Origin of the sequence: Leifsonia sp. 21MFCrub1.1 (assembly GCF_900107895.1) — a bacterium.
In the GTDB taxonomy this organism is placed as follows: Bacteria; Actinomycetota; Actinomycetes; order Actinomycetales; family Microbacteriaceae; genus Leifsonia; species Leifsonia soli.
The window spans coordinates 483,023-496,883 of record NZ_LT629867.1 but is presented as its reverse complement, the minus strand read 5'-3'; the positions used below and the strand labels follow the sequence as shown (position 1 = coordinate 496,883).

Annotated in this window: 12 protein-coding genes; 7 read left to right on the top strand and 5 right to left on the bottom strand. The window is 71.6% G+C overall.

Features of this window, described 5'->3' with window-relative positions; genetic code table 11:
* Positions 1-177: 177 nt before the first annotated feature.
* The gene (locus tag BLW09_RS02225) at positions 178-1,179 is read right to left on the bottom strand and encodes a hypothetical protein (protein WP_157696889.1); all 1,002 of its coding nucleotides are present in this window, start codon (positions 1,177-1,179) and stop codon (positions 178-180) included.
* 196 nt (positions 1,180-1,375) lie between these two features.
* Positions 1,376-3,418, bottom strand: coding sequence for a DEAD/DEAH box helicase (locus BLW09_RS02220; protein WP_089907882.1), 2,043 nt, complete (start codon positions 3,416-3,418; stop codon positions 1,376-1,378).
* A 266-nt stretch (positions 3,419-3,684) separates the two neighbouring features.
* Between BLW09_RS02220 and BLW09_RS02215 the strand changes: the two genes are divergently transcribed.
* Entirely contained in the window at positions 3,685-5,238 is a 1,554-nt protein-coding gene (locus tag BLW09_RS02215; RefSeq protein ID WP_089907879.1) for a phytoene desaturase family protein, read from the top strand.
* Positions 5,239-5,240: 2 nt separating this feature from the next.
* Positions 5,241-5,681: an SRPBCC family protein gene (locus BLW09_RS02210; protein WP_231946998.1), complete on the top strand. Its 441-nt coding sequence runs from the start codon at positions 5,241-5,243 to the stop codon at positions 5,679-5,681.
* 37 nt (positions 5,682-5,718) lie between these two features.
* Here BLW09_RS02210 and BLW09_RS02205 read toward each other — a convergent pair whose 3' ends face one another.
* A complete protein-coding gene (locus BLW09_RS02205) occupies positions 5,719-6,150 on the bottom strand; it encodes an Hsp20/alpha crystallin family protein (RefSeq protein ID WP_018192313.1) in 432 nt (143 codons plus the stop codon).
* A gap of 182 nt (positions 6,151-6,332) precedes the next feature.
* Here BLW09_RS02205 and BLW09_RS02200 point away from each other — a divergent pair, with 182 nt between their 5' ends.
* The gene (locus tag BLW09_RS02200; protein ID WP_089907873.1) at positions 6,333-6,938 is read left to right on the top strand and encodes a Dps family protein; all 606 of its coding nucleotides are present in this window, start codon (positions 6,333-6,335) and stop codon (positions 6,936-6,938) included.
* A 102-nt stretch (positions 6,939-7,040) separates the two neighbouring features.
* Positions 7,041-7,535, top strand: coding sequence for a GNAT family N-acetyltransferase (locus BLW09_RS02195; RefSeq protein WP_089907870.1), 495 nt, complete (start codon positions 7,041-7,043; stop codon positions 7,533-7,535).
* Positions 7,536-7,541: 6 nt separating this feature from the next.
* Here the strand turns inward: BLW09_RS02195 and BLW09_RS02190 are convergent, their stop codons facing one another.
* The gene (locus BLW09_RS02190) at positions 7,542-8,300 is read right to left on the bottom strand and encodes an IclR family transcriptional regulator (RefSeq protein ID WP_089907867.1); all 759 of its coding nucleotides are present in this window, start codon (positions 8,298-8,300) and stop codon (positions 7,542-7,544) included.
* A 101-nt stretch (positions 8,301-8,401) separates the two neighbouring features.
* On the opposite strand from BLW09_RS02190, the gene hutH reads away from it, so the two are divergent.
* From hutH to hutI, 3 genes are all read left to right on the top strand, one after another.
* Positions 8,402-9,934, top strand: a complete 1,533-nt coding sequence (gene hutH / locus BLW09_RS02185) for a histidine ammonia-lyase (protein ID WP_089907864.1) — start codon at positions 8,402-8,404, stop codon at positions 9,932-9,934.
* Between the two features lie 93 nt (positions 9,935-10,027).
* Positions 10,028-11,710, top strand: a complete 1,683-nt coding sequence (gene hutU, locus BLW09_RS02180; RefSeq protein WP_089907861.1) for a urocanate hydratase — start codon at positions 10,028-10,030, stop codon at positions 11,708-11,710.
* Positions 11,707-12,864: an imidazolonepropionase gene (hutI, locus tag BLW09_RS02175; RefSeq protein ID WP_089907858.1), complete on the top strand. Its 1,158-nt coding sequence runs from the start codon at positions 11,707-11,709 to the stop codon at positions 12,862-12,864. Before hutU ends, hutI begins: the two co-directional genes overlap by 4 nt.
* Before the next feature lie 91 nt (positions 12,865-12,955).
* Here hutI and BLW09_RS02170 read toward each other — a convergent pair whose 3' ends face one another.
* Entirely contained in the window at positions 12,956-13,852 is an 897-nt protein-coding gene (locus BLW09_RS02170) for an arginase family protein (protein WP_089907856.1), read from the bottom strand.
* Positions 13,853-13,861: the final 9 nt, after the last annotated feature.

Here is a 13,861-nt window from a genome sequence, read left to right as displayed (position 1 = left end):
CGGCGGACGCGGCGTAGTCGCTGGCCCAGAAAGTATGCTCCGGGGGCACCCAATGCTGTGGCGAGCACAGCCCTGGGCTCCGCGGAGATCATCACGAGCACAGCCGCAGAGGAGCAGCCGACGAGGACCGCAACGATGAAGTCCTCGATGAGGTAGAACAGCGGTCCCTTGACCTTCTCAGCACTTGACGTCATACATGAGCCCCAGTCCCACGTACGGAATATTCAGCTGAATGCATCGCCCCGCTCTCAGCGCATTCTGTGCCGCGTTCTTGACGATCTGCAGGCCGAGATTCGCGACGGTCGTGCATGCGGCACCCGCAAGACCACCGACGATGCAAAGGTAGGAGAACATCTGTGCCGAATCGGTGAAACGGACGACCTCCTGGGTCTCAGCCTTGCTGTACTTGACCGTGCGTCCCCACAACAGCCAGGTGACAGCAGGATCCGCAACGACGGGGAACGCCGTGGATGGGGTGAAATCGACAACCTGGGTCAGAGTGTCACCCTGGACCTCGTAATGCGTCGGGACGGGATTGCCGAGAGAGTCTTTCGCCCACGGTGCCGCGATGACAGCGCTCAGCCCCCCTGCATCGTCGCCAACGATGGCAGCCCCACTTGCCAGTAGTCGTAGCGAATGCCCTTCCGGAACGCGAATCGGGTAGTCATATCGCTGCGGCGCTGTAGCCGCACTGATGACCGTGTTGATGAGCACCGTGCCATCGCGTTGGACGACCGGGACGGTGGTAGACCCGTTGTTGTTGTCAAACGACACCACACCCGGCTGCTCGACGATTGCGTGATCGGCTCCCCGAGCGAACGGCAAGCCGATGGACATCGCTCGTTCACCCATACCAAGGGTGATACCTGCCGCCGGATCGACCGGCACAGTGACCGCCGTTGTACCTGCCGTGGAATCGATCGCGTTGACCCCTGTGCCCGTCGTCGAGACGCTCGCCGCGGCGGCGACCGTTCCAGGGGCCACTGCCCGCACCACGTCCAGCGGATCTGCTTCTATCGCATCAGCCGGTGCAACGCTCGTGAGAACCACCGCGACTGTGCTCAGCACCGCCGCACCAGCGCCGACAAGGTTTCGTACTCTCATGAGACTCTTCCCGTTCATCATCGAACGGCGACGACTCAGAAGCCTGTCCTCCACCCGGCACACCGGAGAGGTCATTCGTCGTCGATCCGGAGAGAAAACTTCTCTCACCCATTCAGACGCAGGCATCGTCTGAACGTGACGCGTCGCTGTCCGTATCACCGTGACAGGGACGGCGACGCCGTCAATCGGCGGCTCGCGCCCTAACGGACTCCGCCCACCGCGGCCCCACGAATTCGTGGAGTCGACGGTGGGCGGGGGGAAGCCCGCGCGCTTACTGCCCGAGGGTGAGGAGCACGTCGTCGCCGGGGGCGGCCGGCACGAACTCGGCCTCGATCTCGGCGCGGCCGAGGAGGTCGTTCATGCGGCGCTGGCGCTGCTTCGGGATGAGGGTGACGACGGTGCCCTGCTTGCCGGCGCGGCCGGTGCGGCCGGAGCGGTGCAGGTACGTCTTGTACTCGTCCGGAGCATCGGCCTGGATGACCAGGTCGATGTCGTCGACGTGGATGCCGCGCGCAGCCACATCCGTCGCGACCAGAACGTTCACGCGGCCGCTGGTGAGCTGCGCGAGGTTGCGGGTGCGGCGGGACTGGTTCAGGTCGCCGTGGAGGCTGACGGCGGGGATGCCGGCATCCTCCAGCTGGTCGGCCAGCATCTCGGCGAAGGCGCGGGTGCGGGCGAAGACCAGGGTCTTGCCGTCGCGGTCGGCCAGCTGCTCGATGATGGCGCCCTTGTCGCGGTGCTCGATCACGAGCACGCGGTGGTCGATGGTCGAGGACGCCTGGTCCTCGCCCGCGACCTCGTGGACGGCCGGGTCGACGAGGAACTCGTCCACCAGCTTCGCGACGCCCGAGTCGAGGGTCGCCGAGAAGAGCAGCTTCTGGCCACCCTCGGCCGTGTGGCGCAGGATGCGCTGGACCGGCTCGAGGAAGCCGAGGTCGCACATGTGGTCGGCCTCGTCGAGGACGGTGATCTGCACCTCGCTGAGGTCCAGACGTCCCTGCTCGACCAGGTCCTCGATGCGGCCGGGGGTGCCGATCACGATGTCGACGCCGCGCTGCAGCGCACCCACCTGACGACCCTGCGGCACGCCGCCGTAGATCTGGGTGGTGAAGAGGCCGACGCTGCGGGCGATGGGCTGGACGGTGCGGTCGATCTGCAGGGCGAGCTCGCGCGTCGGCGCCAGGATGAGGGCGCGGGGCGCGCGGCCGAGCTGGCGCTTGCCGCCGGACTTGCCGGACTCGGCCCACAGCTGCATGAGGCGCTCCGCGAGCGGCGCACCGAACGCGATGGTCTTGCCGGAGCCGGTTCGGCCGCGGCCGAGCACATCCTTGCCTGCGAGCACGTCGGGAAGGGTCGCCGCCTGGATCGGGAACGGCTTGTCGGCGCCGAGCTCGGCAAGGGCACGCACGATGTTGCCGCCGAGGCCCAGGTCGCCGAAGGTCACACCGTCGACGTCCTCCGCCTGGATGGCGTCCGCCTCGAGGCGCTCGAGAACGACGTCGTCGGTCGGCACGAAGGCCGGCTTCTCGTCGCGCGACGGGTAGAAGTCCGAATCGCGGCGCGGACGCTCGGCCCGGTCGTCGAACTGACGACGCGGGCGGTCGGAGCGGTCGCCGAAGTCGCGACGCGGACGGTCGTCGTACTCACGACGCGGACGCTCGGTCCGGTCGCCGAAGTCGCGACGCGGACGGTCGGAGCGGTCGCCGAAGTCGCGACGCGGACGGTCGTCGTACTCACGACGCGGACGCTCGGCCCGGTCGCCGAAGTCACGACGTGGACGGTCGTCGTACTCACGACGCGGACGCTCCGTGCGGTCGCCGAAGTCGCGACGCGGACGGTCGGTCCGGTCGCCGAAATCACGGCGCGGACGGTCGGTGCGCTCCGTGCGGTCGCCGAAGTCCCGACGCGGACGGTCGTCGTACTCACGACGCGGACGCTCGGTCCGGTCGCCGAAATCACGGCGCGGACGGTCGGCACGGTCGTCGAAGGAGCGGCGCGGGCGGTCGTCGCCGTCGCGGCGGGGACGGTCCTGACGCGGAGCGCGCTCCTCCCACACCCGCTCGGTGCGGCGCGCATCCTTGCCGCGGGGCTCCCAGTTGGGTCGCTCGCCGCGGCCGCGGCCTGCGCTGTCGTCACGGGTGCCGTACGTGGAGCGGCCGCGTGCGGCGCGCTCGTCGGCGCTCCAGCGGGGCTTCTTGCCCGCGGCGGGCTCCTCGGCGCGGTAGCCGCGGTGCTTGGGGCTGGGGTTGCTGCTCTTGGGCGCAGCGCCGCGGGACGGCTTCTGCGATCGTCGGTCGTTGTTGTATCCGGGCATGGATGTTCTTCCTGGGTTCATGTCGAGTGCGCGGCGGCACGCCGCAGCGCACCGGATGAATCCCGGGCGAACTGTGTCCGGGGCCGTTCACGATTGTGTGATCCCTGCCACTGATCGGGGAGGGAACCGGCCCGCTTGACTTACAAACCCATCTGCGCAGATCGCGCAGTGTCAAGAGCCGACTTGTCAACGATAGTGCATGGATGCTGAGAACGGGCTGCCGATCGCCCTCCGTGCGCGTCGAGGGGCGGGGTATACAGGGAGGTATGACAGCCCCCTCCGCGACAAGGCCCTCCGCGAACAGCCTCGACGCCGTCGTGATCGGGTCGGGCCCGAACGGCCTGTCCGCTGCTGTGACGCTCGCCCGCGCCGGCCTCTCCGTGCGCGTCTACGAGCGCAACGCGACCGTGGGCGGCGGCCTGCGCACGGAGGAGCTGACGCTCCCCGGCTTCCGCCATGATGTCTGTTCCGCCGTGCATCCCCTCGCTCTCGCCTCCGGCTTCTTCCGTCGGTTCGGGCTGGAGAAGCGCGTGCCCTTCGTCGTGCCGACCGCGTCGTACGGCAACCCGCTGGCGGGCGGCCGCGTCGCGATGGCGTACCGGGACCTGGAGCGAACCGCCGATGCTCTGGGGGTCGACGGTCCGGCCTGGCGTGCGCTGCTCGGACCGCTGGTCGCCAACGCGGACGCCGTCGCCCAGTTCACCGGATCGCAGTTGCTTCAGCTTCCCCGGCATCCGTTCGTGGCCGCCCGGTTCGGGCTGACCGCCATCGCCCAGGGCGGGCCGTGGTGGGACCTTCCATTCCGGACCGAGGCGCCCGGCGCTCTGCTCTCGGGTGTCTTCGCCCATACGACCGTGCCCCTGCCGAGCGTCGCCGGCGCGGCCGCCGGGCTCACCCTCGCGACCTACGCGCACGCCCGCGGCTGGCCCCTCCCGGTCGGCGGCAGCCAGGCGATCGCCGACGCGATGGTCGCCGACATCGTGGCCAACGGTGGCGAGATCGTGACCGACACCCCGGTCGCGTCGCTCGCCGAGCTCCCGGACTCGCGGATCGTCGTCTTCGACACCCACGTGAAGTCCGCGGTCGACCTGGCCGCCGACCGGCTGCCCGGCAGCTACCTGCGGCGCATCTCCCGGTTCCGCGACGGCAACGGCGTCTTCAAGGCCGACTTCGCGCTCTCCGGCCCGGTGCCGTGGGCGAACCCGGAGCTGAACGAGACGGCCACCGTGCACCTAGGCGGATCGCGTCGCGAGGTCGCTCGTGCGGAGAACGCCGTCGCGTCGGGCCGGACCAGCGATGCTCCGTACGTGCTCGTCTCCCAGCCGTCGCTCTTCGACGGGACGCGGGCGCCCGCGGGGAAGCACGTGCTGTGGACGTACACGCACGTCCCGCGCGGTTCGACCGAGGACCAGACCGAGGCGATCATCCGCCGCATCGAGGAGTTCGCTCCGGGCTTCCGCGATCTCATCCTCGGGACGGCGACCAAGAACGCGGTGCAGATGGAGCAGCACGACCCCAACTACATCGGCGGGGACATCTCCGCGGGCGCGCCGGACTTCGGCCAGCTGGTGGCCCGTCCCGTCCTGTCGGCCGATCCCTGGCGGATGCCGGGTCGCGGGCTGTACCTGGCCTCCTCCTCCGCGGCTCCCGGACCGGGCGTCCACGGCCTCGGCGGCTACTACGCCGCGCGCAGCGCCCTGCGGCACGAGTTCGGCTTCACCCGGATGCCGGACCTCGCCCCCGGGCCCGGCCAGACCATCGCACGGCCCGTCGACGCCCTGCCCGACCCCGCCCATCCCCACGAGCTTCCGGAGCAGTGAACATGTCTGTCAACGTCCGCCGCATGGCCTGCACGCCCGACGAGGTCTTCGCCGTCCTCGCCGACCCCTGGGTGTACCCGACGTGGGTCGTCGGAGCGTCGCGCCTGCGCGCGGCCGACAGCCGGTATCCGGCCGTCGGATCGCGCCTCCACCACTCCATCGGGGTCTGGCCGCTCGTGCTCAACGACGAGACGCGCGTCGACGAGTGGGATCCGCCGCGACGGATGGTGCTCGAGGCGAAGACGCGCCCGTTCGGCTCCGAGCGCGTGATCATCGACGTCAAGCCGCGCGGCGTTGGCTGCGTCGTGCGGATGGAGGAGTTCCCGGACTCGGGGCCGGTGACCCTCATCCCGGACGCCCTGGCCGACGCCATCCTCCACGTGCGCAACGCGGAGGCTCTGCGCCGCCTGGAGTGGGCGGCGCGAGGGCGCGCCGTGCAGTGACGGCGCGCCCTCCTCTCCGGCGCTGACACCGGCCGGATCAGCCGGCCGACACCGCCTTCGTCTCGCTGGAGCCCGACGACTCCACGGCGATCTTGCGCGGCTTCGCCCGCTCGGCCACCGGGATGATGACGCTGAGCACTCCGTTGTCGTACGACGCGGTGATGCCGTCGGGATCGACGTCGTCGCCGATCGTGAACTGCCGCATGTAGGCGCCGTACGGGCGCTCCTGGGCGAGCCAGCGGGCGCCGTCGCGGTCGGCCGCGCTGCGCACCGCCCGGATGGTGAGCAGGTGCCCGTCGACGTCGACGTCGACCGACGCCGGATCGGCGCCGGGGAGGTCGGCGTTCAGGATGTAACGCTCACCCTCGCGGAACAGATCGACCGGCATGATGCGCGGCTGACGGCTGGTGTCGAAGATGCTCTGCGCGATCCGGTCCAGCTGGGAGAAAGGATCGAACGACATGGCCATTGGATGTACCCCTTTCTTCTGGATCACCTGGTGAGAGGCCCTTTGCACTCTCTTTTCGACCACAGATTTTAGCACTCTCCCCCAGGGAGTGCCAAGGTGCTCCGACCCTGTCAACCCGCTTCCGCAGGCTCCGGCATCGGCCTACCGTCCGGGACGTCCGATCGAACGGAAGGGACCCCATCGTGGCCGTTAGCCAGTCCAAGACGAGCACCAAGAGCACCGCGAGCACCAAGAGCACCGCGAAGAAGAGCACCCAGAAGACAGCGCCCGTGCGCCGGACCGCCGCCGTCGGCGTCGCCCCGACCCGCCGTGAGCACGCCGAGCACGGCTTCGTCGCCTCCGCGGAGCTGGCGCGGAACCTCCAGCGCGTGCACGTCGACCTGATCGAGCTGCACCTGCAGGGCAAGCAGGCGCACTGGAACGTGGTCGGACGCAACTTCCGCGACCTGCACCTCCAGCTCGACGAGATCGTCGAAGCGGCGCGTGAGTTCAGCGATGTCATCGCCGAGCGCCTGCGCGCCCTCCACGCGACCCCGGACGGGCGGAGCGCGACGGTGGCGGAGCAGACCAGCCTCCCCGAGTTCCCCAACGGAGAGGTCGACACGACCGAGACCGTCGACCTGATCACCGAGCGCCTCGAAGCGGTCGTCCGCACCATGCGCGACGTGCACGACGACGTGGACGAGGAGGACCCGACCTCCGCGGACCTCCTCCACGCGATCATCGAGCGCCTCGAGCAGTACGCCTGGATGGTGAGCGCCGAGAACCGGACGCCCAGCCGGGTCTGATCGCCGCGCTGGGGCGGGTCGCCGGCCGGGGCGGGTCGCCGGCCGGCCCGCCCTGCGGACACCGGAAACACCGGCGACACACGCCGCCGCTAGCATCGACGCATGCCGATCGAGATCCGCCCGGAGCCGGCGCGCCAGCCGGAGGTCGAGGAGCTGCTGCGGCTGAGCGACGAGTTCGCCTTCGCGCTGTACCCGGCCGAGAGCTGCCACCTGCTGGATGTGTCCGAGCTCGAGCGTCCGGGCGTCACGGTCTTCGTCGCGCGCGTCGACGGGCGTGCGCTGGGGATCGCCGCGCTGGTCGCCGGCGCCCGGCCCGACGCCCTGGCCGATGCCGGTGCCCGCGCCGAGCTGAAGCGGATGTTCGTGCACGAGGACGCGCGGGGTCAGGGGCTCGCGCGCAGCCTCCTCGGCGCGGTCGAGGCCGCGGCCGCCGATGCGGAGATCGCCGAGCTGCGCTTGGAGACCGGTCCGCTGCAGCACGCGGCGATCGCGCTGTACGAGCGCTCGGGCTACGCGCGCATCCCCAACTTCGGGGCCTACGTCGACGATCCGTGGTCGGTCTGCTACGCCAAATCGCTCGCGGTTCCCACCCGCTAGCGGCCGTCAGGTGCCGCGGATGCGGCGCGACAGCTCGGCCGCGGCCTCGCGCACCCGGGCGGCGAGCGCATCCCATCCCTCCTCCGGGACGTTCTCCCGCGGGAAGGTGACCGCGATGCCCGCAGCGGGCCAGCCGGCGTGGTCGCGCACCGACACCGCCACGGAGGCGAAGCCCGGCGTGACGTCGCCGTCCTCCGTCGCGTATCCCCGCTCGCGTGCCTCGGTCACGACGCGTCGCAGCTCGGCGTAGGAGTGCGGGCCGGCGCCCGTGCGGTCCTCGAACGCGCCGGAGTCCGGGTACAGGGCGCGCAACTGCTCGCGCGGAAGGGTCGCCAGCAGCGCCCGCCCGCTCGCCGTGAGGTGGGCGGGCAGCCGCACGCCGACATCCGTCACCAACCGCGGCCGACGCGGCGCCCGCTCCTCCACGATGTAGACGACGTCGCGGCCGTGGAGCACGGCCACATGACCGGACTCGCCGATCGCATCCACCAGCGCGGCCACGATGGGCCGGCCGAGCCTGCTGAGCGGTTGCTGCCGCGAGAACGCGCTCGACAGCTCGTACGCGGCCACGCCCAGTCCGTACCGCCGCGCCTCGGGGAAGTGCAGCACGAAGCCGTGCTCGGTCAGCACGGCGAGCAGGTGGTAGACCGTCGAGCGCGGCAGCCCCAGTGCGGCGGCGATGGCGGCGGCCGGGGCCGGACCGCGCTGGGCTCCGAGGTAGGCGAGCACACGCAGGGTGTTTTCCGCGGCGGGGACCTTGCTCACGCATCCACCCCCGCTCGCGGTCGTCGTCATGTCTGGGATACCGGACACCGAGCAGCCTACAGCTGGAGCGCGAATACCCGGCCCGGGGCGAGGATCGGACCATGCTCCAGACCCAGACCGCAGTCACCGTCGGCGCCGGACCGCTCACCATCGACGACGTGGTCGCCGTCGCCCGTCACGACGCCCGCGTCGAGCTCGACGGCGACGCCCTCTCCGGGGTCGCCGCCTCCCGCGCCATCGTCGACGCCCTCGCCGACGACACCGAGCCGCACTACGGCATCTCGACCGGCTTCGGCGCGCTCGCGACAACGTTCATCCCCGCCGATCGCCGTGCCCAGCTGCAGGCGAGCCTGGTGCGCTCCCATGCGGCAGGCTCCGGTCCGGAGGTCGAGCGCGAGGTGGTCCGCGCCCTCATGCTGCTGCGCCTGTCCACGCTGATGACGGCGCGGACGGGCGCACGCCCGCAGACCGTGGAGACCTACGCGGCGCTGCTCAACGCCGGGATCACGCCCGTCGTCCACGAGTACGGCTCGCTCGGCTGCTCCGGCGACCTCGCGCCGCTCGCGCACTGCGCGCTGGCCGCGATGGGCGAGGGGCACGTTCGGGTCGACGGCGAGCTGGTCGATGCGGCCGACGCCCTCGCCGCCGCGGGGATCGAGCCGGTGGTCCTGGCCGAGAAGGAAGGGCTCGCGCTCATCAACGGCACCGACGGGATGCTCGGGATGCTCGCGCTCGCCATCCACGACCTCCACGGTCTGCTGACCGACGCGGACATCGCTGCGGCGATGAGCGTGGAGGCCCTGCTCGGCACCGACGCGGTGTTCGCCGCCGACCTGCAGCGGCTGCGGCCGCAGGCCGGCCAGGCGATCAGCGCCGCCAACCTGCGCGCCCTGCTCGCCGGCTCCCCGATCGTCGCGAGCCACAAGGGGCCGGAGTGCACGCGGGTGCAGGACGCGTACTCGCTCCGCTGCTCGCCGCAGGTGCACGGCGCGGCACGCGACACGGTCGCGCACGCCGAGCTGGTCGCCGGACGCGAGCTGGCGTCCGCCGTCGACAACCCGGTGCTCACGCTCGACGGGCGGGTCGAGTCGAACGGCAACTTCCACGGAGCACCGGTCGCGTACGTGCTCGACTTCCTGGCAATTGCCGTCGCCGACGTCGCCAGCATGTCCGAACGCCGTACCGACCGCTTCCTCGACCCGGCGCGCAACCAGGGCCTCCCGCCGTTCCTGGCCCACGAGGTCGGCGTCGACTCCGGTCTGATGATCGCGCAGTACACGGCCGCGGGCATCGTCTCCGAGCTGAAGCGGCTGGCCGCACCCGCATCGGTGGACAGCATCCCCTCGTCGGCCATGCAGGAGGACCACGTGTCGATGGGCTGGGCGGCCGCTCGCAAGCTGCGGCGGGCCATCGACGGGCTCGCGCGCGTGATCGCCATCGAGGTGATGACCGCCGCGCGCGGAGCCGACCTGCGCGCTCCGCTGCAGCCCGGCCCCGCGACGGGAGCAGTGATCGCCGCGCTGCGGACCGCCGTCCCCGGTCCCGGCCCCGACCGCCACCTCTCCCCCGAGATCGAGGCCGCCTACGCCCTCGTGACCTCCGGCGCCCTCCGCGCCGCCGCCCACCTCCCGTAACCCCCACCGTCGAGTACGCACAAACTGCACGAAATCAGCGCCGAAACCGTCAGTCTTTGCGGACTCGACGGGGCAACGAAAGGAACGAGAACCATGGATGGAGCCCGACCGGTGCGCGCGGCGCGCGGAGCAGAGCTCAGCGCGAAGAGCTGGCAGACCGAGGCGCCGCTGCGGATGCTGATGAACAACCTCGACCCGGAGGTCGCCGAGCGTCCGGACGACCTGGTCGTCTACGGCGGCACCGGGCGCGCCGCCCGCAGCTGGGAGGCGTTCGACGCGATCGTCCGCACCCTCCGCGACCTCGAGGCCGACGAGACGCTGCTGGTGCAGTCCGGGAAGCCGGTCGGCGTGTTCCGTACGCACGAGTGGGCTCCGCGCGTCCTCATCGCCAACTCGAACCTCGTCGGAGACTGGGCGACGTGGCCCGAGTTCCGCCGGCTGGAGGCGCTCGGCCTGACCATGTACGGCCAGATGACCGCCGGCTCGTGGATCTACATCGGCTCGCAGGGCATCCTGCAGGGCACATACGAGACCTTCGGCGCGGTGGCCCGGAAGCGCTTCGGCGGCTCGCTGGCCGGAACGCTCACCCTGACCGGCGGATGCGGCGGGATGGGCGGCGCGCAGCCGCTCGCCGTCACCATGAACGGCGGCGCCGTGCTCATCGTGGATGTCGACAAGACCCGTCTTCAGCGCCGCGTCGACCACGGCTACCTCGACGTGCTCGCGGACGACCTCGATGACGCGGTCGCGCAGGCGCTGGCCGCGAAGGACGAGCACCGGGCGCTCTCCGTCGGGGTGGTCGGCAATGCCGCAGAGGTCTTCCCCGAGCTGCTCCGCCGTGGCGTGCCGATCGACATCGTGACCGACCAGACCAGCGCCCACGACCCGCTCAGCTACCTCCCGATCGGCTACACCGTCGACGAGTGGCACGAGCGCGCCGCCTCCGATCCCGAACGCTTCACCGACGACGCGCGCCGTTCGATGGCCGCGCAGGTGGAGGCGATGGTCGGCTTCCAGGACGCCGGCTCCGAGGTCTTCGACTACGGCAACTCGATCCGTACGGAGGCGCAGCTGGGCGGCTACGACCGGGCGTTCGACTTCCCCGGGTTCGTGCCTGCGTACATCCGCCCGCTCTTCGCCGAGGGCAAGGGCCCGTTCCGCTGGGCGGCGCTCTCCGGCGACCCGGCCGACATCGCCGCCACCGACCGTGCCGTGCTCGACCTGTTCCCCGACGACGAGCACCTGCGCCGCTGGATCACCCAGGCGGGAGAGAAGGTGCATTTTGAAGGGCTCCCCGCGCGGATCTGCTGGCTGGGATACAAGGAGCGCCACCTGGCCGGACTCCGGTTCAACGAGATGGTGGCGTCGGGCGAGCTGTCCGCCCCGGTCGTGATCGGGCGCGACCACCTCGACTCCGGCTCGGTCGCCTCCCCGTACCGGGAGACCGAGTCGATGGCGGACGGATCGGACGCCATCGCGGACTGGCCCCTCCTCAACGCCCTGCTGAACACGGCGTCCGGTGCGACCTGGGTGTCGATCCACCACGGCGGCGGCGTGGGGATCGGCCGCAGCATCCACGCCGGTCAGGTCGTCGTCGCCGACGGGACACCGCTCGCCGCGGAGAAGATCGAGCGGGTCTTGACGAACGATCCGGGGACGGGCGTCATGCGGCACGTGGACGCTGGCTACGAGCGCGCCGTCGAGGTCGCGGAGGAGCGCGGGTTGCGCATCCCGATGCGCGAGGGTGCGGCCGAGCAGGCGGCGCCGGGCCGATGACCGCGACGCTGGTCACCAGCATCGGCGAGCTGACGACGTTCGACCCGGCGCACCCCGGTCCTCTCGGCCTGGTCCGGGACGCGGCCGTCCTCGCCGTCGACGGCCGGATCGCGTGGACGGGTGCGTCCTCTGCGGCGCCCCGATCGGATGCGGACGCGGTGGTCGACGTCGCGGGTGCTGCCGTGATCCCGGGGTTCGTGGACGCGCACACGCACCTCGTGTTCGCGGGTGACCGGGCGCACGAGTTCGAGGCGCGCATGGCCGGGCGGCCGTATACCGCCGGCGGCATACGGTCTACCGTGGCGGCGACCAGGGAGGCGACCGAGGATGCGTTGCGGACGCGACTGGCCTGGCTCGTGGCGGAGCTGCACGCGCAGGGCACGACGACATTCGAGGTGAAGAGCGGCTACGGCCTGACCGTCGCCGACGAGGAGCGGCTGCTCCGCCTCGCGCGCGAGGTGACCGACGAGACCACGTTCCTGGGTGCGCACGTCGTGCCGGCGGAGTACGCCGACGACGCCGACGCGTACGTGGATCTCGTCACCGGTCCCATGCTCGATGCCTGCGCACCGCACGCCCGCTGGATCGACGTGTTCTGCGAGACCGGAGCGTTCAGCGTCGAGCAGTCGGAGCGCATTCTGCGGGCGGGAGCGGAGCGTGGGCTGGGCGTCCGCGTGCACGCAGCGCAGCTGGGCCCCGGAGGCGGCGTCGCCCTCGCGGTGGAGCTGGATGCGGCGAGCGTCGACCACTGCACCTACCTCACCGACGAGGACGTGGAGCGGCTGGCCGCCTCCCGGACCGTCGCGACGCTGCTGCCGGGCGTCGAGTTCTCGACGCGGCATCCCTACCCGTCCGGACGTCGGCTGCTCGACGCCGGAGCGACCGTCGCGCTGGCCAGCGACTGCAACCCGGGATCGTCGTTCACGTCATCGATGCCGTTCTGCATCGCCCTCGCCGTGCGCGAGCTGGGTCTGACTCCAGCCGAGGCGCTGCGGGCGGCGACACTGGGCGGGGCCGCAGCGCTCCGCCGTGACGACGTCGGCCACCTCCGGCCCGGCGCGCGCGCCGACCTCGCGGTCCTCCGTGCCCCCAGCCACATCCACCTCGCCTACCGCCCCGGCGTCCCGCTCATCGAGTGCACCCTCCGCCTCTGACTCCCGCCCCCACCGTCGAGTCCGCAATCTTTGCACACGACACGCCGCGCCGGCGTCCAAAGTTTGCGGACTCGACGGTGGGGCGGTGGGGTCAGCGAGCGGCGAGGCCGGCGGCGGCCTCGAGGACGAGGAGCGCGGCGAGACGGACGGTGCGCTGGTCGGGGGCGTCGGCGGTCGCATCCACCTCGGCGATGTCGAGCGAGCGGACCAGCGGGGATGCGGCGGCCAGCCGCGCGAAGCGACGCAGCTCCCACGCCGAGAGTCCCCCGGGAACGGACGCCGGGCACCCCGGCGCCACCGAGCGGTCGCAGACGTCCACGTCCAGATCGACGTGGATCGGACCTCCGGCGGCCCCGGCGATCTCCAGCGCCTCCGCCATGATGTCGTCCAGCGGGCGGGTGTGCAGCTCGTCGCGCAGGATCACGGTGATGCCGTAGTCCGCGGCGCGGCGGGCGTACGCGGCCGAGTTGGCGAAGTCGGCGATGCCGATCTGCACGATCCGCCGGCCGTCCAGCCCGGCCTCGATGAGCTCCCGGACCGGGGAGCCGTTCGAGGTGCCGTCCCGCAGGTCGTGATGGGCATCGAGCGTGATGAGTCCCGCCCGGCCGAGGTCGCCACCGACGGACCCGAGCGCGGCCGGAACGGTCAGCGCGTTGTCTCCGCCGACCGCGACCGTCAGCCGCGACCGGGCCGCCGCCTCCGCCATCGCCGCTGTGGCGCGCGCGCGTCCCTCCGGGCCGTCGGGAGAGGGCACATCGCCCGCGTCCGCGAACCGGAGCCCCTCGACCGGCGTGCCCGGCGCGAACGTCGAGTAGCGGCGCAGGGCGTCGCGCACGGCCGCGGGGGTCGCGCCGGCGCCGGTCGCAGAAAGCGAGGTCTCCTGCGTCGGGATGCCGATCAGCGTCAGGTCCGCACCGTCCGGTCCGAGCGGAGGCCAGTCGCCGGCGCGCGGCCACAGCGGGTCGACGGAGAGTCCGAGTGCGCTCATACCCGCGAC